This window comes from Pseudomonas peli (assembly GCF_900099645.1).
Classification (GTDB): domain Bacteria; phylum Pseudomonadota; class Gammaproteobacteria; order Pseudomonadales; family Pseudomonadaceae; genus Aquipseudomonas; species Aquipseudomonas peli.
Window position 1 is genome coordinate 516,396 of record NZ_FMTL01000002.1, and the last position, 23,352, is coordinate 539,747.

Below are 23,352 nucleotides of genomic sequence, written 5' to 3' on the forward strand. Positions count from 1 at the left end.
GCGTGACCTTTCTCGCAGTTTTAGCGTATCAGCAACGGTGCCTAAGCCAGCTGCATTGGGTAGCGAGTGACGGATGCGGTGACCAGATTGGCGGGCGGCAATGGCAGGATCGCCTGGTTGTGCGCGCTGGCCAGTTGCAGCCAGACATTTTCCCCTTCAACAAACTGTCCATTAGGCAGCCATAACCCATGATGCCAGCCGTTGCCTGGTGCAGGTGTGCTCTGTAGGACGCCGGGGTGGGTCTGGGCACTGGGTGCGCGGCGTAACCAGACCGAGCGCGGCAAGCCTATAAGGTAGCGCAGGCCCAGGTGCAGACCTTCGCTGTTGAGATGGCGCCATCGCACCAGGGCCAGGGTGGGCGTATCGCTGCCGGTGATCAGCAACACCAGTTGGCCAACCGACAGCTGCGCGGCCTGATCGGCATTGCACAGCAAACGTGCGCCGCCCGCGCTGGCATCAAGCATTTGTGCGCTGGTGCGCAAAGGCCGTTGTTCCAGTAGCTGCGCATGAATAGCCGGTAAACCAACCGCCAGGCTGCATTCAGAGCTATGGTCGGCACGGGTATGCCGACGTTGTTGGCGCCCCAGCCAATGCTGCTGCACACGCTCCAGCAGTTGGCGTTCCGCTTTGCTTTGCAATGGCGCTGGCTCATGCAGCGCCACTAACAAGGCGCCCAGCTCGAAGCGGCGTAGATAGTCGGCACTGCCTTCTGGCGTTTGTGCATAACTCAGGCAGGGCTGCGCCTCGGTCAGGTCGATGGTCGGCCCTTCGATCTCATCGTCCTCATCCCAGGGCAGCAAGCGCGCGAGTTCGGCCAGCGGCGATAGGGCGCCGAACAGCAGCGCACATTCGCCATCGGCAAGGTGAAACGGGTTGCTCAGTGCTAGCAGTAGCATCTGCTGGTAAATGCCGCGCATGGTGTTTGCCGGTTGCGGTGTAAACGCTGCCGCCACTGGCTCATCCAGGCAATTTTGATGTTCGCCGATCCAGTACAGCAGGTGGCTGTCGCGCCATAGGCTGGGCGGTGGCTCCTGATACAGCTGGTAGTGGCGCAGCAGGCTTTGTGCGAGAAAGTGTTGGGCCATGTACAAGCACCAGGCCAGGTGCGGACGTGAGGGCTGGCGGCCTTGCAGGATTTGCAGCAGCAGGCGTTTGAAACCGATGGCCAATTCACTGCACAGGTGTACGAACAATGCCGTGGGGGGATTCTCGCCTTGATAGGCCTTGCTGTAATGCCGGTACTGGTCGCTGAAGCTTTGCAGTGCGCGCTGCCTTTCGAGTAAGGTCATGGCGCTGCGGTTGAGCTTGAAGAGCAGGCTTAGTGCCTGCTGCAAGGCCAGTTCTGCGGGTTGTAAGCGAGCCTGAGCCAGTTGCTCGTTGAGATCGGCCAATGGCGCGACCTCGGTTTCGAGGATGTCTGGCACTTCCAGGCGCAAGGCATCTAACGTCATATCAACCTTATTGAATCAGGGAGCGAATGCATGGCTATGCATTTCCAGGCGATCATTCGTGCTGTTGCGGTTCTAGGCATAGGTCTGATTCTGGCCGGCTGTGCTGAAGACATTGGCGTCGATCAATATGGACGAAAGGTAGCGGTTGAGCGCCTGGAAGGCCAGTGGTTAGTGATTAATTACTGGGCGCAGTGGTGTGCACCCTGCCGTACCGAGATTCCTGAACTCAATGCCTTGGAAAAACAACTCAAGGAACAGTCTGTGCAGGTGCTTGGGGTGAATTTCGACGCGTTGCAGGGCGAGAAACTCAGCAAGGCCGCGCAAGATATGGGCATTACGTTTACGGTGTTGGCGCAGGACCCGGCCGAGCGCTATCAGTTGCCGCGTGCCGAGGTGTTGCCGGTGACGTACATCGTTGACGATCAGGGACGCATGCGTGAGCGCTTACTGGGTGAACAGACGGCGGCTGGTTTAACGGCTCGCTTGGCTGCACTCAAGGCGGAGGGCTAAGTCGTGGCGCGCATTTGCAAGCATGGTTACGTCAGCGGTGGCGTACAGGGTGTCGGTTTTCGCCGCGCGACTGCAAAGCACGCTGAGCGTCTGGATCTGGGTGGCTGGGTGCGTAACGTGGTCGACGGTCGGGTCGAAGTACTGTTTGAAGGCGATGAGGCTGCTGTGGCTGAACTGGCAAGCTGGTTAGAGCAAGGGCCCGAGGCTGCCGACGTAACCCAGTTGGAACTGCAGAATCATGCCTTGCAGGGGATCGCCGGATTTATCGTGCGCCGCTAAATAAGCTCAGGGTTTGACGTACCAGAAGTCGTGCCAGAAACCGACCACCTTGGCTGAGTAGGTGTGCTTGCCCAGGCTGCCGTTGTAGCGTGCCAGCGCTCGGTTCAGATCGCCGTTTTCCTTGCGCAGATAGAAGCTGAGGATAGTGCAGCCATAGCGCAGGTTAGTGGCCGTGTCAGTGAGGTTATCTTGCGGTCGGCCCAGTTCGGCTTTCCAAAAAGGCATCACTTGCATCATGCCTTGAGCGCCAACGGATGAGATGGCGAAACGGTCGAAATGGCTTTCGGCATGAATCAGTGCAATCACTAAATCAGGACGTAAGCCCACCTTGCTGGCTTCACGATGCACGAGCCGCAGCAGGCTCAGGCGCTCCTCAGCATCCGGAATATAGCGGCGCAAGCGTGTGGACATATCCAGCAGCCAGACTTCGGCCTCGAAACGATCCTGAAAGCTGTCCGCCTGGGCCACGGTCTGTTGCAGCAGCGCGCGCAGTTCTGGCTCCGGCGCCTGACGCACGTCGGCATACGCCGCACCGCAGAGCAGCAGGGTTAATACTGCGCAGATCAGGCGCTGCAGCATGGATGTATCAGTCGTTGCCAGGGTCGGCAACCAGGCGGCCGGCATCTTTGGTCAGGGCCTGCAGGAAAATCTTTTGCAGTTCGGGGTCATTGCGCGTCAGTTCGATCAGGCTCTGCTCCAGTTCACTGGCTTCTTCCTCAAGCCCCAGCTCGGAAAGACGTTTAACCCGGTGTACCCACTGAGCCACATCGTCGCCTTCCAGATCTTTGTAAATCAGCTCGTGAGCTTCTTGAAGCTTGCCGCGCAAGGTGCGACTGACTAACAGGGATGCATCAGCACGCGCTGAGCCCTGATCATCTTCAACCGTCAGCAGCAGAGTGCTGACGCGCGTTACATCCTCTTCGGCAAACGGGCTGTCGAGCAGGTTCAGGCGCAGGATGCCGTTGCGGTCGGTTAGCAGTTCATGGATCTGTTCGCCGGCTTTGACGCGCACAGGGCGCTCGGCCCATGGCAGGCTGGAATACTCCAGGCGTGCATCTTGACGGTGCTCTTCAAGGCTGGCGAGGTTCTGCTGTGAGCGACCGTTGGATTCAACGTTCATTGCCGGATTGAGCCCGGCAAAGCCATAGCTGATCCAGTCCTTGGTGACGGTATCCGGCAGGCTGCCGAGCAATACCACATTGAGTGCATTGGCACCGATGCCGCCAACGACCGCCAGTGCTCCCAATGGCACTTCATACAGCTCACGCCAGGGCTGGTAGGGGGTGTAGCGGTCATAGCGACGTGTCACGTCAAACGCTGTGACCTCAAAGGTTTTCTGCTCATGCACGCGTACTCGGCGCTGTGGCAGCTCCAATACACGTGGTTCACCGACATCAATCTGCAGGCTGTGATCGAGCAATTTGCGCTCGACGCGCTCCTCATGCTCGCTACGTTGCGGCAACTGGTTGGCGCAACCGCTGAGTAGCAGACAGCCACCCACAAGGGTGGCGATGAGGCTGAGGGTGTTTCGCTTGAACATGACGACTCTTGCTAAAGGGGCTGAGATCAGTGGCTGATGCGGGCCTGGATAAAGCTCAGGATATCGGCGACAGGTACCGCCTGGGCTTCAGTTTCCTTGCGGCTCTTATACTCCAGGTTGCCTTCGGCCAGGCCGCGATCGCTGACTACGATGCGATGCGGGATGCCGATAAGTTCCATATCTGCGAATTTGATGCCCGGGCTGGTCTTTTTGTCACGGTCATCAAGCAGTACCTCGAAACCGGCAGCTGTAAGCTCGGCATACAGCTTGTCGGTGGCTTCGCGCACGGCATCAGTTTCGTAACGCAGCGGCACCAGGGCGATATGGAAAGGCGCTAGGGCGTCATTCCAGAGAATGCCGCGGTCATCATTGTTCTGCTCGATAGCGGCCGCCACTACGCGGGAAACGCCGATGCCATAGCAGCCCATGGTCAGTGTGACCGGCTTGCCGTTTTCGCCGAGCACCTGGCAATTCAGCGCTTCGCTGTACTTGGTGCCTAACTGGAAGATATGCCCGACTTCGATGCCGCGCTTGATTTCCAGGGTGCCTTTGCCATCCGGACTCGGGTCGCCGGCCAGCACGTTACGCAAGTCGGCCACTTCCGGCAGCGGTAGGTCGCGCTCCCAGTTGACGCCGAAATAGTGTTTGTCGTCGATGTTAGCGCCAGAAGCGAAGTCGCTCATCAGGGCAACCGAGCGGTCGATGATGCACGGGATTGGCAGGTTGACCGGGCCTAGCGAGCCAGGGCCGGCGCCGATGGCTGCGCGAATTTCGGCTTCGTTGGCGAAAACCAATGGGCTCGCAACCAGCTCCAGGTTGGCGGCCTTGATTTCGTTGAGTTCGTGGTCGCCGCGTACGATCAAGGCAACCAGGGTGCCTTTCTTGGCGCCGTGCACCATCAGGGTCTTGATGGTCTTCTCGATGGCCAGGCCAAAGCCTTGTACCAGTGCGTCAATGGTCTTGGTGTCCGGTGTTTCAACCATGCGCATGGTTTCAGTCGCCGCGCCGCGACTGTTCTCGCGCGGAACCGCTTCGGCCTTCTCGATGTTGGCGGCGTAGTCGGAGCTGTCGCTGAAGGCGATATCATCTTCGCCGGAGTCGGCCAGTACGTGGAACTCGTGGGAGCCAGTACCACCGATCGAGCCGGTATCAGCCTGCACGGGGCGGAAGTTCAGGCCCAGGCGGGTAAATACATTGCAGTAGGCCTGGTGCATGCGGTCATAGGTTTCCTGCAGCGAAGCCTGGTCAACGTGGAAGGAGTAGGCATCCTTCATGATGAATTCGCGACCACGCATCAAGCCGAAGCGCGGGCGGATTTCGTCGCGGAACTTGGTCTGGATCTGATACAGATTGATTGGTAGCTGCTTGTAGCTGTTCAGCTCATTACGAGCCAGATCGGTGATCACTTCTTCATGGGTCGGGCCGGCGCAGAAATCGCGGCCGTGACGATCTTTCATGCGCAACAGCTCTGGGCCGTACTGCTCCCAGCGCCCAGACTCCTGCCACAGCTCCGCAGGCTGAATGCCGGGCATCAGCACTTCCAGTGCGCCGGCAGCATTCATTTCTTCGCGCACGACCTTCTCAACCTTGCGCAGCACACGCAGGCCCATAGGTAGCCAGGTGTACAAGCCGGAAGCCAGCTTGCGGATCATGCCGGCACGCAGCATCAGCTGATGGCTGATCACCACGGCATCGGATGGGGTTTCTTTCAGGGTCGAGAGCAGGAACTGGCTGGTACGCATATTTGGCTGTTCTGTCGGTTGCAAGAGATTTTGAATGGCCCGCATTGTACGGTGCCTATACAGATGCGTACAGGATGCTGGTGTGTGCTCATAAAAGGAGGGGAGTGTGTCGATATTGACGGCGGAACAGGTGCAGGCGCTGATTCGAACAGGGTTGCCGATGGCGGAAGATATCAACTTGTGTATCGATCGGCTGGACGGCGATGGGGCGCTCGCCCGGGTGCCATTTCACAGCAAGCTGATTCGCCCCGGCGGCACCTTGTCCGGACCAACCATTATGGCGCTGGCGGATGCAGCGATGTATGCGGTGGTGCTGGGCAGTCTCGGTCGGGTGGAAATGGCTGTGACGTCTAATTTGAATATCAACTTTCTGGTTAAACCCAAGCCAGTTGATCTGTTAGCCGAAGCTCGGATATTGAGATTGAGTCGCAGGCAGGCTGTTTGCGAAGTGTCTGTTTATTCGCAGGGCAACGAAGAGGAGTTGGTGGCGCATGTAACGGGGACTTATGCGTTGCCGTTGTAAGTTTTTAGCAGGCAATAAAAAAGCCCGACCTAGGTCGGGCTTTTCTTACCAGCTAAACGGTCTGAATTACAGAACGCTCAGTGGGTACTCGAGATAAGCGCGTACTTCGTTGGTATCACCAGTAGAGTTTCCAGTGGTGCCGCGCAGAACAGATGAGCGAACGCGGAGGGAAAGATCTTTCGCTGCGCCTTCCTGAACTACATATTTAACTTGGTTAAAGAACTCATGTTCCTTACCGTCGTTAGAAGTGTCAGCCAGCTTGATATTGTCAGCCCATACATAGGCAGTCTTAAAGCTCAGGCCTGGGACACCATAAGTTGCCATGTCGAGTTCATAGCTGGCCTGCCAGGAGCGCTCGTCTTCTTGGTTGAAATCGGAAAGGTAGCTGTTGGCCAAGAAAATGGTGCCGCCGCCGTCTCCTACGCCATAGTCGTAGCCGCGATCACCGGTGCTGCGCTGGTGAGCCAAGATAAACGCATGAGCACCTAGGCTATATTTAGCGGCAAGACTCCATATGGTGTTGTCTTGGTCCTTGTCGGTGCCTGTGTATTTTTTATCATAATCGGTTTTGTAGATGTTGAAGTCAAAGTTCAGTGCCTGATCTTCAGTCAGCGAAATGTTGTAATTCAGGTTCCCGTACTTCTTCTCAAAGGTATCTTCTAGGTCACTGTAGTAAAGAGCAGTGCTGAAGTTGTCGGTGAAGCTGTAAGACCCACCTGCTACGTTAATCGATTTCAGACCACCGCTGTCGCGGCCAGATTGATTAAGTGTATTGAATGCAGTGAATCGGCCAGCATTTAATTCGAGACCTTCGATCTCTGTGCTGGTGATCATGGTGCCTTCAAAAGTTTCTGGCAGCAGGCGGCCGTCATCATAAGCCAACACCGGAAGCGAAGGCATTTGCGAGCCGTGGGTCAGTACAGTATTGGAAATACGAGCCTTAACTGCAGCATTGGCGATGGTCAGGTCTTTCCCATCATTTCCCGGGAGCATGTTAACTCCGCGGCGGCCGCTGCCTGTGTCCAGTTGGAATAGGGTGCCAGCGTAGGCATTTACACCAACACCTACGGTACCTTGGGTAAAGCCAGATTCAAAAATTGCACGGGCACTGGCGCCCCACTCTTCGGAGTAGCCACTTTTGAAACCACCACCTGCTTTTTGATTAAAGCCACCGCCATTTCGTGCGTCTCGGTTGTAATACATGCTGCGCGCGAGGAGCGACAGGCTGCTGTCTTCGACAAAGCCTTTAGACTCTGATTGATCGGAGGCCATGGCCATTTGGGTGGTGCCCGCTGCTACTGCGAGGGCGATTACGCTCCACTTCATCACTTGCATCGTGATTGCTCCTTTGGTTTAGAAAAGTTGCGCCGTCCGGCTGGTTGTTATATGAACGGCTCTTTCTTTTTGTGTCGGCGGTAACTTATAGCACGCTGCCAATGTTGGCGATAGTTGCAATCTATTCATTACGATTTCTTCACGGCTGTGTCGCAAAAGCTTATGAATCATGTCGCATTTTTGTAGAAGCAGCTGCGTGCTAGGAAGCCAACGCTAACGGATTTTTGCGCTTGCTCGCAGGTTGCTTTCGGCAGCCAAACGGTGCAGTGCGATTCGTCACGGATTGCTTAGCAATAGTCGTGCACAAAACCCCAAAAGCCAATTTTTTATCTTCGAATTGACCTGTGTTGCCGGGTTTTTCGGGGGGGTGCATTGGTTTGTTGGTGATTTTTCAGGGGTTCTTTCTATTTTTGTGGCAGGGAAAAGGGGTTTTAGGTGAGCGCTTTCTGCTCGGTTTTCAGTGAGTTGCTGTTGCACGGGTGCTATGTAGCATCTAGCTGCTGCCGGGGGATTACCGAAGGGAACAGTTTTGGTGCGTGCGGTTGGGGTGTTTTTGTTGGGTGCTGTCTATTGGTGCGTGGTGAGTGTGTGTTGACCATGGGTGTCGGGTTTGCTGCTTCGGCGTATCCTACGTAACCGGTATTTGCTGGCTCTGATTGCGGTTTGGCGGTCTGTTAGCTAACCCGGGTTCAGTTGTTGTCGCTCGATCTGTTCGGTGTCGGTCAGGGCCGAGTTAGTAGGTTTGTCTTAAAGGTAATAGTCATGTTTGTTCTGGATTCGCGGTTGCAGCAGGACACTGTTTGGTTGGGTGATTACCCGTTATGCAGTTTGCTGCTGATGAATGATGCGCAGTACCCCTGGTTTATCCTGGTGCCGCGCCGTGAAGACGTCAGTGAGTTGTTCCAGCTGGATGGTGCTGACCAGCTGCAGCTATGGCAGGAAACCAACGGCCTTGCCGAAGTACTCAAGGATTGTTTTGCAGCGGACAAAATGAATGTCGCGACCTTGGGCAATGTGGTGAGTCAGCTGCATATGCATGTCATCGTTCGGCGTCGCGAGGATGCTGCATGGCCGGCGCCTGTTTGGGGTAAGCATCCAGCGCAGCCATACACGCCTGAGCAATTGGCCGTATTGAAAGCCCGTTTACGCCTGGTTTTGACCGGGAATTTTTGTTTTGCTGAGAGCTGACTGGTGGACATAGACGAACGCATTAACGACTTGCAAAGCCGGTTGGCTTTTCAGGACGATACTATTCAGGCGCTCAATGATGCGCTGGTGGCGCAACAGCGGCTTCTGGAGCGTTTGCAGCTGCAGGTGGCTGCGTTGATCAAGCGTCAGGATGAAGTGAGTTCGCAGTTCGGGATGGCTGAGGATGAGGCGCCACCGCCCCATTATTGATTGTCCATAAACGCAAAAGGCCCGCAATGAGCGGGCCTTTTGCGTTGTGGCATTTAGCGCCGTGCGGGCAGTGCGGCGATGACATCTTCGGCTTGTAAGCCTTTGTCACGTTGCATTACGGCAAACTCAACTCGCTGGCCTTCGACCAGTACGCGGTGACCTTCGCCGCGAATGGCCCGAAAGTGCACGAAAATGTCGTCGCCCGAGTCACGCGAGATAAAGCCGAACCCCTTCGAGGTGTTGAACCACTTAACGGTACCTGTTTCGCGGTCACCCAGATCTTGCGAGCTTGAAGTGTTGCGCGGTTTAAGGCGCAAGTTGGTCGCTAGGTGAACGGCTACTGCGGCAGCGATAATAAGTAGGCTAAACAGGCTGGCCGGTTGGTTGGCAATGACTGGCAGCGGGGCGAGCAGAATCAAGGCTTGTAGCAGCGTGCCGAGTACCAGCAATGCGGAAACCAGGTTTTGTGCTTGATGGCGCAGGCCGGCATGCCAGATGGGTAGCTGTGGGGCTAGTAATAGGTTCAGTAAGCCGAACAAGGCAAGGCACAGTGCGCTGGGTTGTTCCAGGAGTGGTTGGGAGGTGTCGCCAAAGTGGGGAGCAAAAGAAAGCAGCAGGGCAATGGCGCCCGTCAGAAGGTGGACAATTTTCAACATGTTCAATGGGCTCGCTTAATTCAAAGAGTCAGCAGAAATGGCTGGCTGCGCGTATTGGGCATTGCAAGGGGAGTAGTAAAAGCGCGTGGTACCAGCCTATGTGCTGACCTATGGATGCAGGTCAGCAGCACGGCACGTATTTAACAGCAAAGAGGTGGGGTTCTCAATCAAGCACTAAGCGCTGTTTCACTTGGTATGGGGCTTATCTGGTTGCGGCCATCACGCTTGGCTTGATAAAGCGCGTCATCGGCACGTGTGAGCAAGGTTTCCAATGTGTCACCGCGTTCGGCAAGGGCGAAGCCGAAAGACGCGGTAATGCTGTCGAGTACTTCATCTGTGCGGCGCACTTTGATGCGTAAAGACTGGATCTTCAGGCGTAATTGCTCGGCAAAGGCATAGGCCGTGGCGTTATCAAAACAATCGCGAAGGATGATGCAGAATTCTTCGCCGCCGTAACGTGCTGCTATGGCACGAGCGGGAAGTAGGTCGCGCAACAACTGGCCAACGTGCTGAAGGACGCGATCACCCAGGGGGTGACCGTATTGGTCGTTGAACTGCTTGAAGTGATCGATATCGAGCATTACCAGTGCGACACCGTCGTGTTCTGTACTCAGTGTCTGCTCTAGCAGTTTGCTAAAGGCGTTGCGGTTGAAAACCTGAGTCAGGCTGTCCAGTGTCGCGGCGATGTGCGCGCGCTCAAGCTGGCTGCGCAGGCTCTTGATCTCTTGCTGGGCGGCATTTAGGCGGTAGAGGAATTTGTCTTGCTGGTCCTGCATTAACTGCGTGCTCTGCTGCAGTTCATTCAAAACATTGGGCAGGTCATCTATGACCGGTTCATGCAGGGCCGCTAGGCCGTGCTCGAGACTGATTTGATAATTGCGGCTGCCGATGATGCTGCGCGATACATTGCCTTCGATGTCGTCGACCAGCTCGATGACCTGCTGTTGGCCGGCACGCGCCTCTTCGAGCTCACCATTGATGATGTAGTCGCGGAACAGCTTGGCTGCGGTTTCAGGCGGGAAACTGTCAAAGTCGGCGACGGTTTTTTCCAGGCGACGGTTGAGCTCAGGTTCCAGGCCTTTGCTGTAGGTGTACCAGAGGGCGTAATGCACGGGGTTGGGAGGGATGTCATGGTGCATCATGAGCGGTACCGCCTTCTTCAGAAGCGCCGCAGCGTCGCGGGTTTCCTCGGGGTACAGTTCCAGAATGCTGGGAGCTTTAGCGGGTTTGTTCATGCACGTCACTGTGGCCAAGTTGCAATTGACCAAAGCATAGAACAGCTGCTGGGCAAGCGCCTAGCAAAAGGCCCGCAGATGCGGGCCTTTTGCATGATTTACCTACGCAGCAAGAAGGCTGCGCAGCATCCAGGCGGTTTTTTCATGCACCTGCATGCGCTGGGTCAACAGGTCCGCAGTGGGCTCGTCGCTGACTTTGTCCAGCAGTGGGAAGATGCCGCGGGCTGTACGCACTAGAGCTTCCTGGCCCTGAACGAGTTGCTTGATCATGTCTTGTGCGTTTGGTACGCCTTCCTCTTCTTTGATCGAGGAGAGGCGGGCGTAAGCAGCGTAGGTACCGGGCGCTGGGAACCCCAGGGCGCGAATACGTTCGGCAATCTGGTCGACGGCCAGCGACAGTTCGGTGTACTGGCCCTCAAACATCAAGTGCAGGGTATTGAACATCGGGCCGGTGACGTTCCAATGAAAATTATGGGTTTTCAGGTACAGGGTGTAGGTATCTGCGAGTAAGCGCGACAGGCCTTCGGCGATGGCTGCGCGGTCCTGCTCGGCAATTCCAATATTGATTTCCATACCATTTCTCCTCTCAGGTGGCTCGGGGTTTGGCTGCCCGCATAATGGGCAGAGACTACCATGGGTTTTACCGAGCTTTATCGTGGTTTATATCAATGCGAGTGATGATTGGAGGCTATTAAGGGGTGTGGGTTCAATTTTTCTTGGGTTAACGATGTGCCAGTTCTGGGTGCTGTTGCAGGGTCTGGTTGAATAGCTCGACCCAGTGTGCGCTGAACTGCCGTCCGGCGAGGTTGTTGATTTCCAAAATGGCGCGTATGAGTGGGCGTTTATTCAGTGTCTGGTGTGCGCGTTCATGGGTGCGGGCTTCAAAGGTGTCGACGATATTGATTATCAGGGCGCCGGGGCTGGTTTCGATCTCTTTCAGGCCTTTAGGGTAACCGCTGCCGTCGGCGTGCTCCTGATGCTGCACCGTTATTTCAGCCGCAGCATCCCAGCGTGGCATCCGCTTGAGCAGGTCGTAAGCGAGCCGCGGATGGGATTGCATTTGACGGCGCTCTTCGCGGTTAAAGTGGGCTTCCTTGTGCAGCATCTCCAGTGGCAGAAAAGCCATGCCCAGATCGTGCAGGCAAATGGCTGCGGCCAGTTGCTCAGGTTGTTCCGGTTTCCCGCCCATTTGGTTGATCGCCAGGGCCATGTCAAGCTGGCGCAGGCCGCGACCTTGCCAGAAGTGTGAGCGGCGTTCGCTGGCTTGCATCAGGTCGACAAAGAACAGCAGGTCAGCGTCGGGTTCGATGCCGTAGCGTCTAAGTAGGTCAGCGGCAGCTGGGTTGTCTGCAGCAACAACCTCAGGAGGTTTTGAGCTGGGGTCAAGCTCTTGCAGCAGTGCGCTGCGGATGCCGATTTGTTGACTTGTTGGCGCGATAGCCAGTGCGCTGAGAGAGCGGCTGAGTGCCTTGCTTTGAGCCGGACCAAGCTGTGGCGCTTGGCCCCCAAGTGCATGGCGGATCTGTTCTTTCAGGTGGTCGAGGGTCAGTAGCAGGATATCGCCGAGTAGGCTGTCGAAGTGCAACTGGCCTTCGCGCAGGCACGACAGCACATCTTCCATAGCCTGCGGCACACTCATCAGCGAATCCAGGCCGATATAGCCCAGGTTGCCCTTGAGGGTATGTACCAGGCGAAATAGCTCACGCAGGCGCTCGCGGCGGTCATCGGGGGCGTGCTCAAGCTCGATCAGTAATTGCTCGCAACGCTGGAATTGTTCGCTGGATTCCAGGCGAAAGTCAGCCAGCAAATCGCTGGGTATTTCAGCCAGGTTCGGTGTGGCCATAAGCCTCTCCACTTATCGACAGTTAAAGAGCTGCATGCCTGAGTATAGGAAGGGCTGACAAAAGCGCGTGGGGCGGCGGCTGCAAGTGGCGGCTTAACCATATATAATCCCGCGCTTTGCCGCTTTTGTCGGGCGAACAGTGGGCTGCGTATGCGCCGCTGATCGTTTCGCGCCCCTTAAAGGCAGCACAATTGCGGAAAATGGCGCCTGCGCCAGCCGGTTGACCGGCCCACGAGCGTCGCATTCATTGCGGCCCAACGAATTCAAGACTCAAGAGAAGCGACCACCACCATGATGCGCAGCCATTATTGCGGCCAACTGAACGAGAGCCTGGACGGCCAGGAAGTCACCCTTTGCGGTTGGGTACATCGCCGTCGTGACCATGGCGGGGTGATTTTCCTCGACATTCGTGACCGTGAAGGTCTGGCCCAGGTGGTATTCGACCCGGATCGCGCGGCGACCTTCGCCACCGCCGACAAGGTGCGCAGCGAATACGTGGTCAAGATCACCGGTAAGGTGCGTCTGCGTCCGGCCGGTGCCGGTAACGCCAACATGGCCTCCGGCGCTATCGAAGTGCTGGGTTATGAGCTGGAAGTGCTGAACGAAGCGGAAACCCCGCCGTTCCCGCTCAACGAATACACCGACGTGGGCGAAGAAACCCGCCTGCGCTACCGCTTTATCGACCTGCGTCGCCCGGAAATGGCGGCCAAGCTGAAACTGCGTTCGAGCATCACCAGCAGCATTCGTCGCTACCTGGACGACAACGGCTTCCTTGATGTGGAAACGCCGATCCTCACCCGTGCCACCCCTGAGGGCGCGCGTGATTATCTAGTGCCGAGCCGCACCCATGCCGGCAGCTTCTTCGCTCTGCCGCAATCGCCGCAGCTGTTCAAGCAACTGCTGATGGTTGCCGGCTTCGACCGTTACTACCAGATCGCCAAGTGCTTCCGCGACGAAGACCTGCGTGCTGACCGTCAGCCGGAATTCACCCAGATCGACATCGAAACCAGTTTCCTCGATGAAGCCGACATCATGGCCATCACCGAGAAGATGATTCGCCAGCTGTTCAAGGAAGTGCTTAACGTCGAGTTCGGCGAGCTGCCGCACATGACCCTGGCCGAAGCCATGCGCCGCTTTGGTTCTGACAAGCCAGACCTGCGCAACCCGCTGGAACTGGTGGATGTGGCCGACCAGCTGCAAGCAGTCGACTTCAAGGTGTTCAGCGGCCCGGCCAACGATCCGAAGTGCCGCGTGACCGCACTGCGCGTACCGGGCGGGGCGAGCATGCCGCGCAGCAAGATCGACGAGTACACCAAGTTTGTCGGCATCTACGGCGCCAAGGGCCTGGCTTACATCAAGGTCAATGAGCGCGCCAATGGTGCCGAAGGCCTGCAGTCGCCGATCGTCAAGAACATCCCGCTGGACAACATCAACGTGATCCTTGATCGCGTCGGTGCCGTGGATGGCGACATCGTGTTCTTCGGTGCCGACAAGGCCAAGATCGTCAGCGAGGCTCTGGGCGCGCTGCGCATCAAGCTGGGTCATGACCTCAACCTGCTGACCTGCGAGTGGGCGCCGCTGTGGGTCGTCGACTTCCCGATGTTCGAAGAGAACGACGACGGCAGCCTGACTGCCATGCACCACCCGTTCACTGCGCCAAAATGCAGCCCGGCTGAGCTGGAAGCCAATCCGGCGGCTGCGTTGTCGCGTGCTTACGACATGGTGCTCAACGGTACCGAGTTGGGCGGCGGTTCGATCCGTATCCACGACAAGTCCATGCAGCAGACCGTTTTCCGTGTGCTGGGCATCAGCGAAGACGAGCAGCAAGAGAAATTCGGCTTCCTCCTCGACGCCCTGAAATTCGGCGCGCCACCTCATGGCGGCTTGGCTTTCGGTCTTGATCGTCTGGTCATGCTGATGACCGGCGCCCAGTCGATTCGTGAAGTGATCGCCTTCCCGAAAACCCAAAGCGCGGCCTGCGTCATGACTCAGGCGCCGGGTGAGGTGGATAATAAGTCGCTGCGCGAATTGCACATTCGCCTGCGCGAGCAGCCGAAAGCGGAATAAAGCGTCACAAGAAGCCTGGTTTACCAGGCTTCTTCTTTATAGCGGCCTGAGAGACTCGAACTCTCCCGCCTCGAAATCGAATATGAAACAACCGGAGTGAGTTATGGCTGGTCATTCCAAGTGGGCCAACATCAAGCACCGCAAAGGGCGTCAGGACGCCAAGCGCGGCAAGATATTCACCAAGCTGATTCGTGAGTTAACAGTCGCTTCCAAGCATGGCGGTCCGATCCCGGCGGACAACCCGCGTCTGCGTCTGGCGGTGGACAAGGCGCTGACCAACAACATGTCGCGCGATGTAATCGACCGTGCCATCGCCCGTGGTGCCGGCAATAACGAAGCCGATAACGTGGTCGAGCTGAGCTACGAAGGCTACGCGCTTGGCGGCGTGGCGATCATCGTTGAAGCCATGACGGACAATCGTAATCGCACGGCGGCTGAAGTACGGCATGCCTTTACCAAGTGTGGTGGCAATCTGGGTACCGATGGTTCGGTGGCCTATATGTTTGATCGTAAGGGGCAAATCAGCTTTGCTGCAGGTGTGAGCGAAGATGCCTTGATGGAAGCCGCGCTGGAGGCCGGTGCCGATGACGTGGAAATGGCCGAAGACGGCTCGGCACTGGTGTCCACCAGCTTTTCTGATTTTCATGGGGTCAATGAGGCGCTCCGTGCGGCTGGCTTCAAGGCTGAAGAGGCAGAAATTGCCATGATCCCGTCGATCAGTGCACCGATTACCGACCTGGAAACTGCGCAGAAAGTCATCAAGCTGATCGACATGCTCGAAGACCTTGATGACGTGCAAGAGGTCTACCACAACGCTGAGATTCCTGACGAGATCATGGAGCAGCTTGGCTGAGTGTTTGTGGGTAGAGCAGAACCGGAGGTGTTCAGGTTGTTGGCCTGAGCACTCCGGTTTTTTTATGGCTGGTTGTCCAGGCTGCTAAGCGGCATGCCGCTGTGACCCGATATGAATGATGCGCGGTCATTTTTATAACCTGCGCCGGATGACGCGGGCTAAGGCGGGCTCTATACTCGCGAGCTGGATAAATAGACAGTGTGTCGGCCAAATTGGCAGGCGCCTTGAGTGGGCGGTAAGGCATGACCTTGATCCTTGGCATCGACCCCGGCTCGCGCATCACCGGTTACGGTGTGGTGCGTGATACTGGGCGCAACTGCGAATATGTCGCCTCGGGCTGCATTCGCACGGGCAATGGTTCGATGCCAGAGCGTCTCCAGGTCGTGTTTCGCGGTGTACGCGAGGTGATCGAAACCTACGGGCCAGTGACCATGGGCATCGAACAGGTGTTTATGGCGCGCAACCCGGATTCAGCGCTCAAGCTCGGTCAGGCGCGCGGTGTGGCCATCGTTGCGGGTATTGAGGCGGGGCTGGATATTGCCGAATACACCGCGACTCAGGTCAAACAGGCCATTGCCGGCACCGGTGGCGCGGATAAGGAGCAGGTGCAGATGATGGTCATGCACTTGCTCAAGCTGGTGCAGAAGCCACAGATCGATGCTTCTGACGCCTTGGCGATTGCCTTGTGTCATGCCCACCATCGGCAGAGTCTGATTCCCCATGGCCTGGTCGGTGCCAAGCGGCGCGCTGGTCGCCTTCGTTTGTAACGTCATTTTTAAGGAAAGTTGCGGTGATCGGACGTTTGCGTGGCACCTTGGCGGAAAAGCAGCCGCCGCATGTGATTATTGACATAAATGGTTTGGGTTATGAGCTGGAAGTGCCCATGACCACCCTGTACCGTTTGCCCGCAGTGGGCGAGCCGCTGACTCTGCACACCCATCTGGTGGTTCGCGAGGATGCGCATCTGCTGTATGGCTTTTTTGAGAAGCGCGAGCGTGAGTTGTTTCGCGAGCTGATTCGCCTCAATGGCGTCGGCCCGAAACTGGCTCTGGCCTTGATGTCCGGGCTGGAGGTCGATGAGTTGGTGCGTTGTGTGCAGGCGCAAGACACCTCGGTGCTGGTGAAGATTCCGGGTGTCGGTAAAAAAACCGCTGAGCGCCTGCTGGTTGAGCTAAAGGATCGCTTCAAAGCCTGGGAAACCGTGCCCGGCATGTCGCACCTGGTGGTGGAACCTCGTGGCGGCAGTGCAGTCTCAAGCGCGGAGAATGATGCGGTCAGCGCACTTATTTCACTCGGCTACAAACCCCAGGAAGCCAGTCGCGCCGTCTCAGCTATTAAGGAAGACGGTTTGAGCAGTGAAGATATGATTCGTCGAGCCCTGAAGGGAATGGTCTAGTGCTAGAAGCAGATCGCCTGATTACCGCAGCCCCGCGTGACCGTGATGAGCAGGTTGACCGTGCTATTCGCCCGCTGAAACTGGCCGAGTACATCGGTCAGCCGAGCGTGCGCGAGCAGATGGAGCTGTTTATCCAGGCCGCCCGTGGGCGCAGTGAAGCGCTTGATCACACCCTGATATTCGGCCCGCCCGGTCTGGGCAAGACCACCCTGGCCAATATCATTGCCCAGGAAATGAATGTTTCGATCAAGAGCACCTCCGGCCCCGTGCTGGAGCGGCCGGGTGATCTGGCGGCTTTGCTGACCAATCTTGAGCCGGGCGATGTGCTGTTTATCGATGAGATTCATCGGCTGTCGCCGATTGTCGAGGAAGTGCTGTACCCGGCAATGGAGGATTTTCAGCTCGACATCATGATCGGCGAAGGCCCTGCCGCGCGCTCAATCAAGCTCGATCTGCCGCCGTTTACCCTGGTCGGTGCGACCACGCGGGCTGGCATGCTGACCAATCCACTGCGCGACCGTTTTGGCATTGTGCAGCGTCTGGAGTTCTACAACACCGAAGACCTGGCGACCATCGTCATGCGCTCTGCGGGGATTCTCGGCTTGTCGATCGAGCCCCATGGCGCCTTCGAGATTGCCCGTCGCGCCCGCGGTACGCCGCGTATCGCCAACCGTCTGCTGCGCCGGGTGCGCGACTTTGCCGAAGTGCGCGCGCAGGGCGATATCACCCGCGAAATCGCCGACCTGGCGCTGAACCTGCTGGATGTCGATGAGCGTGGCTTCGACCACCAAGACCGACGTCTACTGCTGACCATGATCGAGAAGTTCGACGGTGGCCCGGTGGGTATCGATAACCTGGCCGCTGCCATCAGTGAAGAGCGCCACACCATCGAAGATGTGTTGGAACCCTATCTGATTCAGCAGGGCTATATCATGCGCACCCCACGTGGTCGCGTGGTGACCCGACATGCCTATCTGCACTTTGGCCTGAATGTACCCAAGCGCATGGGCGAACTTCCCACGGCTGACCTGTTCGGGGGTGATGATGATTAACAAAAAATACTTGTCGAAGACGATTGGCAAGATCAGGAGCTGGCACTAGAGTATGCGCGCGCAAAACGGAGTTACGCCGTTCACCCATCGCTGTCGGGTTTATTTCGAAGACACCGATGCAGGCGGCATCGTCTACTACGTCAATTACCTCAAATTTATGGAACGGGCTCGCACCGAGTGCCTGCGTGATCTGGGTTTTCTCCAGTCGACGTTGGCCGAGGAGGGCCTGTTGTTCGTTGTGCATTCGGCTGAAGCGCGCTACCACGCGCCAGCCAAGCTCGACGATGAGTTGCTGGTGAGCGCTGAAGTGAGTGAATTGAACCGTGCCAGCCTGCGTTTTCGTCAACAGGTTAGGCGAGCAACGGATGATGCTCTGCTTTGTGAAGGGCAGTTTATGGTGGCCTGTGTGCGCGCCGACAATTTGAAACCCCGGGCTATTCCCCAAGCTCTGCACACGGCCTTTGCCGGGCAGGGCGGCGCGGGTACATCTAGAGCAGGAGAGTAAGCGTGGAAGCCAACGCCGTTGACCACATGTCAATGTGGAGTCTGATCAGCAACGCCAGTCTGGTGGTGCAACTGGTAATGCTGACACTGGTGGCCGCATCGGTCATGTCCTGGGTCATGATTTTTCAGCGCACCGCGCTGCTGCGTGCAGCCAAGCGCGCCCTGGATAACTTCGAAGAGCGCTTCTGGTCGGGTATTGACCTGTCCAAACTATACCGCCAAGCGGGCAGCAACCCGGACCCGGACTCAGGTCTGGAGCAGATCTTTCGCGCTGGTTTTAAAGAATTCTCGCGCCTGCGTCAGCAGGCCGGTGTCGATCCGGATGCAGTGATGGACGCCGTAGCGCGTGCCATGCGTGTGGCCATCTCGCGTGAAGAAGAGAAGCTTGAGCAGAGCCTGCCGTTTCTCGCAACGGTTGGCTCCACCAGCCCGTACATCGGTCTGTTCGGTACCGTGTGGGGCATCATGAACTCCTTCCGTGGCCTGGCTCAGGTGCAGCAAGCGACGTTGGCTACTGTGGCGCCGGGTATTGCTGAGGCGCTGATTGCTACTGCTATTGGTTTGTTTGCCGCGATTCCTGCAGTTATTGCTTACAACCGTTTTGCTGCCCGTGGCGAAATGCTGATCGGTCGTTACTACACCTTCGCCGATGAGTTCCAGGCGATTCTGCACCGCAAAGTCCACACCAGCGACGACTAAGCCTTAGGCACTCTTTACGAAAGGTTTTAAGCCATGGCCAGAATTCGCAACAGACGCAAGCCCGTCGCCGAGATGAACGTGGTGCCTTACATCGATGTGATGTTGGTACTGCTGGTGATCTTTATGGTGACCGCGCCCATGCTCAACCAGGGTGTCAAGGTCGATCTGCCGAAAGTCAGCAGTGAAGCCCTGCCGCAAGATAACAACGCGCAGGTGTTGACCATCTCGATCAAGGCCGACAAGACCTATTACTGGAATATGGGCACTGAAGTCGATGTCGACACAGTTCAGGACAAAGCGCTGACGCTGGAAGAAATGACCCGCGCGGTGACGGCGATCATCAGCCAGAGCCGGGCCACCGGTAAGCAGGTTCAGGTGTTTGTGCGCGGCGACAAAACCGTTGATTACGGCACCATCATGGCAGCCATGGGCGGTTTGCAGCAGGCTGACGTGGGTAACGTCGGGCTGATCACTGAGGCCCCCTGATGCACGACCAGCGCGAACGCTCGCCTTCGGAAAGTCTGTTTTGGCCGGTTGTCTGGGCTGTGGGCCTGCACGTCATCATGTTTGCCATGTTGTTCGTCAGTTTTGCCTTTGCCCCGGATCTGCCGCCGGCCAAGCCGGTGGTACAAGCCACCCTGTACAAGCTGCAATCACAAAGCCAGGCCACCACTCAGACCAATCAGAAGATTGCAGGCGAAACCAAGAAAACCACCGCTCCTGTGTACGAAACCGAGCAGCTTGAACAGAAAAAGGCTGAGCAGGAAAAAGTAGCGGCCAAGGCTGCGGAACAAAAGAAAGCGCAAGAGGTTCAGAAAGCCCAAGAGGCCAAAAAAGCCGAGGCTGACAAAAAGGCTGCTGAGCAGAAGAAGCTCGCTGATGTAGCCAAGAAGAAAGCCGCGGATGAGGCGGCGAAGAAAAAAGCCGCTGAAGATGCTAAGAAAAAAGCGGCAGAAGAGGCGAAGAAGAAAGCCGCCGCTGAAGCTGCAAAGAAGAAAAAAGCGGATGACGCCAAGAAAAAGGCGGCAGAAGCGGCGCAGCGTAAAGCTGTAGAAGACAAGAAGGCTGCCGCACTGGCCGAGTTGCTGTCTGAGGATGTCGGGCGTCAGCAGGCAATCGCTGACACGGTCGGCGATGAAGTCGCTGGCAGCCTGGATGATTTGATTGTCATGCTGGTCAGTCAGCAATGGCGGCGCCCGCCATCTGCGCGTAATGGCATGAGTGTAGAAGTGCTGATTGAAATGCTGCCTGATGGCACCATTACTAATGCCAGCGTGACGCGCTCCAGTGGTGACTCGCCATTTGACAACTCTGCTGTACAGGCGGTGCGTAACGTGGGCCGTATTGCTGAAATGCAGCAACTGGACAGAGCCACTTTTGATCGCCTATACCGGCAGCGTCGCGCTGTCTTCAAACCGGAGGATTTAGGTCTGTGAATACCCTAATGCGTATTGTTCTGTTCGGTCTGACCTTATTGGTCGGTACTGCTCAGGCCGCTGATCCGCTGGTGATCAGCAGTGGTACTGACCGTGCCACCCCCATCGCCGTAGTGCCGTTTGGCTGGCAGGGCGGCAGTGTGTTACCCGAGGATATGGCTGACATCATCGGCAATGACCTGCGCAATTCCGGCGTATTCGAGCCGATCCCGCGGCAGAACATGATCAGCCTGCCGACTCAGGCGGCTGAAGTGATCTACCGCGATTGGCAAGCGTTGGGTGCGCAGTACGTACTGGTTGGCAACATTGTGCCGAACGCTGGTCGTCTGCAGATCCAGTTCGCCTTGTTCAACGTCACCACTCAGCAGCAGGTAATGACCGGCAGCGTGGGTGGCGGTGTCGATCAGCTGCGTGACATGGCGCACCACATCGCTGACCAGTCCTTCGAGAAGCTCACCGGCGTTAAGGGGGCATTCTCGACGCGTATGCTGTATGTAACAGCCGAGCGTTTTGCAGTTAACAACACCCGCTACACCCTGCAGCGTTCCGACTATGACGGCGCCCGTGCAGTGACTCTGTTGCAATCGCGCGAGCCGATTCTTTCGCCGTCGTTCGCTCCGGATGGTCGTCGTATTGCTTACGTCTCTTTCGAGCAGAAGCGTCCACGTATCTTCGTCCAGCACATCGATACCGGTCGCCGCGAGCAGATCACCAATTTTGAAGGCCTGAATGGCGCGCCAGCCTGGTCGCCGGATGGCAATCGGCTGGCGTTCGTGCTGTCGCGTGACGGCAATCCGGAAATCTATGTGATGGACATGGGCTCTCGCCAGTTGCGTCGTGTGACCAATCAGCCATCGATTGATACCGAACCATTCTGGGGTAAGGACGGTCAGACCCTTTACTTCACATCGGATCGCTCCGGCAAGCCACAGATCTACAAGACCAATATCAACGGCGGTTCGGCAGAGCGCGTGACCTTTATCGGTAACTACAACGCCAACCCGAAGCTGTCGGCGGATGAGAAGACTCTGGTGATGATCCATCGCCAGGACGGCTACACCGTATTCAAAGTGGCGGCACAAGACCTGCAGCGTGGCAATTTGCGTATTCTGTCCGATACCAGTCTGGATGAGTCGCCTACTGTCGCGCCCAACGGCACCATGGTAATCTACGCCACCCGCCAGCAGGGCCGGGGAGTCTTGGTATTAGCGTCCACCAATGGTCGCGTGAGGCTCCCTCTTCCTACCGCTCAAGGCGAAGTTCGAGAGCCTTCTTGGTCCCCTTACCTGAACTGATGCGGTGCTACACCTTTTTTGCTGTCTGAAATACTGCTTAACACACTGGGGTTCATTAGGAGTTACATGATGGAAATGCTGAAATTTGGTAAGTTTGCTGCCCTGAGCCTGGCTCTGGCCGTTGCAGTTGGTTGCTCCTCGAAAGGCGGCGACGCTGCTGGCGAAGGCGCTACCGATCCAAACGCTGGTTACGGTGCCAACACTGGCGCTGTTGATGGCAGCCTGAGCGAAGAAGCTGCTCTGCGCGCTATCACCACCTTCTACTTCGAATACGACAGCTCCGACCTGAAGCCAGAGGCCATGCGCGCTCTGGACGTGCACGCCAAAGACCTGCAAGGCAATGGCGCTCGCGTAGTTCTGGAAGGCCACGCTGACGAGCGCGGTACTCGTGAATACAACATGGCTCTGGGCGAGCGTCGCGCCAAAGCTGTGCAGCGTTACCTGGTACTGCAGGGCGTTTCGCCAGCTCAACTGGAACTGGTTTCCTACGGTGAAGAGCGCGCAATCGCCACTGGCAACGACGAGTCCTCCTGGGCTCAAAACCGTCGCGTCGAACTGCGTAAGTAATTCGATATGCGTACGTGCCGTCGTGCTTTAACCGTTTTGGCGCTCAGCCTGCCGCTTGCGGCGTGGGCTGAGGTTCCCGTGGTGGATAACAATGCCGGTTACGGCAGCAGTTACCCGCCTGCTGGTTACGGTACGTCCGGCACCTCCGTCGCGACAGGGGCTGCTGCCCCTGTCACGGCGCAGGGCATGCTGTTCAACCAGTTGCAGCAGATGCAGGAAGAGATCGCGCAGCTGCGCGGTACGCTGGAAGAGCAACAGAATGAAATTCAGCGTCTGAAACAAGAAAGCCTGGAGCGTTATCAGGATCTTGATCGACGTGTGAGTGGTGGTGCAGCAGGTGCTGCAGTCGGCCAGAATTCTTCAACTGCCGGTGCAATTAATGCCGGTGGTACGCCTACTCCGCCAGCGGCGGGGCAGGCACAAGCGCCGGCCAGTAATGAGCCGGCCGATCCAGCAAAGGAAAAGCTGTTCTACGAAGCGGCCTTTGATTTGATCAAAGCCAAGGACTTCGACAAGGCCAGTCAGGCCTTTGCCGCTTTTCTGCGCAAATACCCCAACAGTCAGTACGCCGGCAACGCGCAGTACTGGCTCGGCGAGGTGAATCTGGCCAAAGGTGATCTGCAGGGCGCAGGCCAGGCATTCGCTCGGGTCAGCCAGACTTACCCGAGCCACGCCAAGGTGCCGGACTCGTTGTTCAAGCTTGCCGACGTCGAGCAGCGCTTGGGTAACAGCGACAAGGCCAAAGGTATTCTGCAGCAGGTGATTGCTCAGTATCCGGGCAGCTCGGCAGCTCAGCTGGCGCAGCGTGATTTGCAGCGTTTGCCGTAACGTCGCAATTCGATTCAAGAAACCCGCGCCTGGCGCGGGTTTTTATTGGCACTTAGTCAGTGAATGGGCTGGTGCGTCGTCATGCTGTGCAACGTTAAAAATTTCACCCGGAAATTTTTTCGTATACAATCCGCGCCCCTTTT

Annotated in this window: 25 protein-coding genes and 2 pseudogenes; 17 read left to right on the plus strand and 10 right to left on the minus strand. The window is 57.1% G+C overall.

Annotated features, from left to right (window positions below; genetic code table 11):
* Positions 1-41: 41 nt before the first annotated feature.
* A complete protein-coding gene (locus BLO50_RS11180) occupies positions 42-1,451 on the minus strand; it encodes a PilZ domain-containing protein (protein ID WP_090252563.1) in 1,410 nt (469 codons plus the stop codon).
* Between the two features lie 30 nt (positions 1,452-1,481).
* On the opposite strand from BLO50_RS11180, the gene BLO50_RS11185 reads away from it, so the two are divergent.
* Positions 1,482-1,961 (plus strand): TlpA disulfide reductase family protein, encoded by a 480-nt coding sequence (locus BLO50_RS11185; protein ID WP_090252566.1) that lies wholly within the window; start codon positions 1,482-1,484, stop codon positions 1,959-1,961.
* 3 nt (positions 1,962-1,964) lie between these two features.
* On the plus strand, positions 1,965-2,240 hold the full coding sequence (locus BLO50_RS11190; protein ID WP_090252567.1) for an acylphosphatase: 276 nt from the start codon (positions 1,965-1,967) through the stop codon (positions 2,238-2,240).
* Positions 2,241-2,246: 6 nt separating this feature from the next.
* Here BLO50_RS11190 and BLO50_RS11195 read toward each other — a convergent pair whose 3' ends face one another.
* From BLO50_RS11195 to BLO50_RS11205, 3 genes are read right to left on the minus strand one after another with little or no spacing between them, the layout of a single operon-like run.
* Positions 2,247-2,819: a lytic transglycosylase domain-containing protein gene (locus BLO50_RS11195; protein WP_090252569.1), complete on the minus strand. Its 573-nt coding sequence runs from the start codon at positions 2,817-2,819 to the stop codon at positions 2,247-2,249.
* 7 nt (positions 2,820-2,826) lie between these two features.
* Entirely contained in the window at positions 2,827-3,780 is a 954-nt protein-coding gene (locus tag BLO50_RS11200) for a hypothetical protein (RefSeq protein ID WP_090252572.1), read from the minus strand.
* Positions 3,781-3,806: 26 nt separating this feature from the next.
* Entirely contained in the window at positions 3,807-5,522 is a 1,716-nt protein-coding gene (locus tag BLO50_RS11205) for a proline--tRNA ligase (RefSeq protein ID WP_090252575.1), read from the minus strand.
* Between the two features lie 115 nt (positions 5,523-5,637).
* Between BLO50_RS11205 and BLO50_RS11210 the strand changes: the two genes are divergently transcribed.
* Positions 5,638-6,045 (plus strand): PaaI family thioesterase, encoded by a 408-nt coding sequence (locus BLO50_RS11210; protein ID WP_090254075.1) that lies wholly within the window; start codon positions 5,638-5,640, stop codon positions 6,043-6,045.
* A 66-nt stretch (positions 6,046-6,111) separates the two neighbouring features.
* On the opposite strand, the gene BLO50_RS11215 is transcribed toward BLO50_RS11210, so the two are convergent.
* Positions 6,112-7,380 carry an OprD family outer membrane porin gene (locus tag BLO50_RS11215; protein ID WP_090252578.1) on the minus strand — a complete coding sequence of 423 codons (1,269 nt, stop codon included), beginning with the start codon at positions 7,378-7,380 and terminating at the stop codon, positions 6,112-6,114.
* A 762-nt stretch (positions 7,381-8,142) separates the two neighbouring features.
* Here BLO50_RS11215 and BLO50_RS11220 point away from each other — a divergent pair.
* Together BLO50_RS11220 and BLO50_RS11225 are read left to right on the plus strand one after the other, a co-directional pair.
* Positions 8,143-8,568, plus strand: a complete 426-nt coding sequence (locus BLO50_RS11220; RefSeq protein WP_090252580.1) for an HIT family protein — start codon at positions 8,143-8,145, stop codon at positions 8,566-8,568.
* A gap of 3 nt (positions 8,569-8,571) precedes the next feature.
* Positions 8,572-8,778 (plus strand): SlyX family protein, encoded by a 207-nt coding sequence (locus tag BLO50_RS11225; RefSeq protein WP_090252583.1) that lies wholly within the window; start codon positions 8,572-8,574, stop codon positions 8,776-8,778.
* A 53-nt stretch (positions 8,779-8,831) separates the two neighbouring features.
* Here the strand turns inward: BLO50_RS11225 and BLO50_RS22050 are convergent, their stop codons facing one another.
* The 5 genes and pseudogenes from BLO50_RS22050 to BLO50_RS11245 all read right to left on the minus strand — a co-directional run bounded on the left by BLO50_RS22050 (position 8,832) and on the right by BLO50_RS11245 (position 12,512).
* The gene (locus BLO50_RS22050) at positions 8,832-9,056 is read right to left on the minus strand and encodes a cold-shock protein (RefSeq protein WP_169852850.1); all 225 of its coding nucleotides are present in this window, start codon (positions 9,054-9,056) and stop codon (positions 8,832-8,834) included.
* A 57-nt stretch (positions 9,057-9,113) separates the two neighbouring features.
* Positions 9,114-9,434, minus strand: a pseudogene (locus tag BLO50_RS22155) (cold shock domain-containing protein membrane protein); the annotation flags it as partial.
* Between the two features lie 167 nt (positions 9,435-9,601).
* Positions 9,602-10,669 (minus strand): GGDEF domain-containing protein, encoded by a 1,068-nt coding sequence (locus BLO50_RS11235; RefSeq protein ID WP_090252588.1) that lies wholly within the window; start codon positions 10,667-10,669, stop codon positions 9,602-9,604.
* A gap of 102 nt (positions 10,670-10,771) precedes the next feature.
* Entirely contained in the window at positions 10,772-11,242 is a 471-nt protein-coding gene (locus tag BLO50_RS11240; protein WP_090252593.1) for a Dps family protein, read from the minus strand.
* Between the two features lie 148 nt (positions 11,243-11,390).
* Positions 11,391-12,512 (minus strand): HD domain-containing phosphohydrolase, encoded by a 1,122-nt coding sequence (locus BLO50_RS11245; protein ID WP_090252595.1) that lies wholly within the window; start codon positions 12,510-12,512, stop codon positions 11,391-11,393.
* 291 nt (positions 12,513-12,803) lie between these two features.
* Here BLO50_RS11245 and aspS point away from each other — a divergent pair, with 291 nt between their 5' ends.
* From aspS to ybgF, 12 genes and pseudogenes are all read left to right on the plus strand, one after another.
* On the plus strand, positions 12,804-14,579 hold the full coding sequence (gene aspS / locus BLO50_RS11250; RefSeq protein WP_090252598.1) for an aspartate--tRNA ligase: 1,776 nt from the start codon (positions 12,804-12,806) through the stop codon (positions 14,577-14,579).
* 103 nt (positions 14,580-14,682) lie between these two features.
* Positions 14,683-15,432 (plus strand): YebC/PmpR family DNA-binding transcriptional regulator, encoded by a 750-nt coding sequence (locus BLO50_RS11255; protein ID WP_090252601.1) that lies wholly within the window; start codon positions 14,683-14,685, stop codon positions 15,430-15,432.
* A 242-nt stretch (positions 15,433-15,674) separates the two neighbouring features.
* Positions 15,675-16,199 (plus strand): crossover junction endodeoxyribonuclease RuvC, encoded by a 525-nt coding sequence (gene ruvC / locus BLO50_RS11260; RefSeq protein WP_090252604.1) that lies wholly within the window; start codon positions 15,675-15,677, stop codon positions 16,197-16,199.
* Between the two features lie 23 nt (positions 16,200-16,222).
* Positions 16,223-16,828: a Holliday junction branch migration protein RuvA gene (gene ruvA, locus BLO50_RS11265; RefSeq protein ID WP_090252606.1), complete on the plus strand. Its 606-nt coding sequence runs from the start codon at positions 16,223-16,225 to the stop codon at positions 16,826-16,828.
* A complete protein-coding gene (ruvB, locus tag BLO50_RS11270; protein WP_090252608.1) occupies positions 16,828-17,880 on the plus strand; it encodes a Holliday junction branch migration DNA helicase RuvB in 1,053 nt (350 codons plus the stop codon). Before ruvA ends, ruvB begins: the two co-directional genes overlap by 1 nt.
* A 52-nt stretch (positions 17,881-17,932) precedes the next feature.
* A pseudogene (gene ybgC / locus BLO50_RS11275) lies at positions 17,933-18,407 on the plus strand (tol-pal system-associated acyl-CoA thioesterase).
* A complete protein-coding gene (gene tolQ / locus BLO50_RS11280; protein WP_090252616.1) occupies positions 18,388-19,083 on the plus strand; it encodes a protein TolQ in 696 nt (231 codons plus the stop codon). Before ybgC ends, tolQ begins: the two are co-directional and overlap by 20 nt.
* Positions 19,084-19,116: 33 nt before the next feature.
* The gene (gene tolR / locus BLO50_RS11285; protein WP_090252619.1) at positions 19,117-19,569 is read left to right on the plus strand and encodes a protein TolR; all 453 of its coding nucleotides are present in this window, start codon (positions 19,117-19,119) and stop codon (positions 19,567-19,569) included.
* Complete coding sequence (gene tolA, locus BLO50_RS11290) at positions 19,569-20,519, plus strand: cell envelope integrity protein TolA (protein ID WP_090252621.1); 951 nt, start codon at positions 19,569-19,571, stop codon at positions 20,517-20,519. Before tolR ends, tolA begins: the two co-directional genes overlap by 1 nt.
* Complete coding sequence (gene tolB / locus BLO50_RS11295) at positions 20,516-21,814, plus strand: Tol-Pal system beta propeller repeat protein TolB (protein ID WP_090252623.1); 1,299 nt, start codon at positions 20,516-20,518, stop codon at positions 21,812-21,814. Before tolA ends, tolB begins: the two co-directional genes overlap by 4 nt.
* A 69-nt stretch (positions 21,815-21,883) precedes the next feature.
* On the plus strand, positions 21,884-22,381 hold the full coding sequence (gene pal, locus BLO50_RS11300) for a peptidoglycan-associated lipoprotein Pal (protein WP_090252626.1): 498 nt from the start codon (positions 21,884-21,886) through the stop codon (positions 22,379-22,381).
* Positions 22,382-22,387: 6 nt separating this feature from the next.
* Positions 22,388-23,209 carry a tol-pal system protein YbgF gene (gene ybgF, locus BLO50_RS11305; protein ID WP_090252628.1) on the plus strand — a complete coding sequence of 274 codons (822 nt, stop codon included), beginning with the start codon at positions 22,388-22,390 and terminating at the stop codon, positions 23,207-23,209.
* Positions 23,210-23,352: the final 143 nt, after the last annotated feature.

Excerpts from the sequence above, each read along its gene's own strand:
- BLO50_RS11180 (WP_090252563.1), bottom strand. The coding sequence starts at position 1,451 with ATGACGTTAGATGCCTTGCGCCTGGAAGTGCCAGACATCCTCGAAACC.
- BLO50_RS11185 (WP_090252566.1), top strand. The coding sequence starts at position 1,482 with ATGGCTATGCATTTCCAGGCGATCATTCGTGCTGTTGCGGTTCTAGGC.
- BLO50_RS11195 (WP_090252569.1), bottom strand. The coding sequence starts at position 2,819 with ATGCTGCAGCGCCTGATCTGCGCAGTATTAACCCTGCTGCTCTGCGGT.
- BLO50_RS11200 (WP_090252572.1), bottom strand. The coding sequence starts at position 3,780 with ATGTTCAAGCGAAACACCCTCAGCCTCATCGCCACCCTTGTGGGTGGC.
- BLO50_RS11205 (WP_090252575.1), bottom strand. The coding sequence starts at position 5,522 with ATGCGTACCAGCCAGTTCCTGCTCTCGACCCTGAAAGAAACCCCATCC.
- BLO50_RS11215 (WP_090252578.1), bottom strand. The coding sequence starts at position 7,380 with ATGCAAGTGATGAAGTGGAGCGTAATCGCCCTCGCAGTAGCAGCGGGC.
- BLO50_RS11220 (WP_090252580.1), top strand. The coding sequence starts at position 8,143 with ATGTTTGTTCTGGATTCGCGGTTGCAGCAGGACACTGTTTGGTTGGGT.
- BLO50_RS11235 (WP_090252588.1), bottom strand. The coding sequence starts at position 10,669 with ATGAACAAACCCGCTAAAGCTCCCAGCATTCTGGAACTGTACCCCGAG.
- BLO50_RS11240 (WP_090252593.1), bottom strand. The coding sequence starts at position 11,242 with ATGGAAATCAATATTGGAATTGCCGAGCAGGACCGCGCAGCCATCGCC.
- BLO50_RS11245 (WP_090252595.1), bottom strand. The coding sequence starts at position 12,512 with ATGGCCACACCGAACCTGGCTGAAATACCCAGCGATTTGCTGGCTGAC.
- aspS (WP_090252598.1), top strand. The coding sequence starts at position 12,804 with ATGATGCGCAGCCATTATTGCGGCCAACTGAACGAGAGCCTGGACGGC.
- BLO50_RS11255 (WP_090252601.1), top strand. The coding sequence starts at position 14,683 with ATGGCTGGTCATTCCAAGTGGGCCAACATCAAGCACCGCAAAGGGCGT.
- ruvC (WP_090252604.1), top strand. The coding sequence starts at position 15,675 with ATGACCTTGATCCTTGGCATCGACCCCGGCTCGCGCATCACCGGTTAC.
- tolR (WP_090252619.1), top strand. The coding sequence starts at position 19,117 with ATGGCCAGAATTCGCAACAGACGCAAGCCCGTCGCCGAGATGAACGTG.
- tolA (WP_090252621.1), top strand. The coding sequence starts at position 19,569 with ATGCACGACCAGCGCGAACGCTCGCCTTCGGAAAGTCTGTTTTGGCCG.
- pal (WP_090252626.1), top strand. The coding sequence starts at position 21,884 with ATGGAAATGCTGAAATTTGGTAAGTTTGCTGCCCTGAGCCTGGCTCTG.
- ybgF (WP_090252628.1), top strand. The coding sequence starts at position 22,388 with ATGCGTACGTGCCGTCGTGCTTTAACCGTTTTGGCGCTCAGCCTGCCG.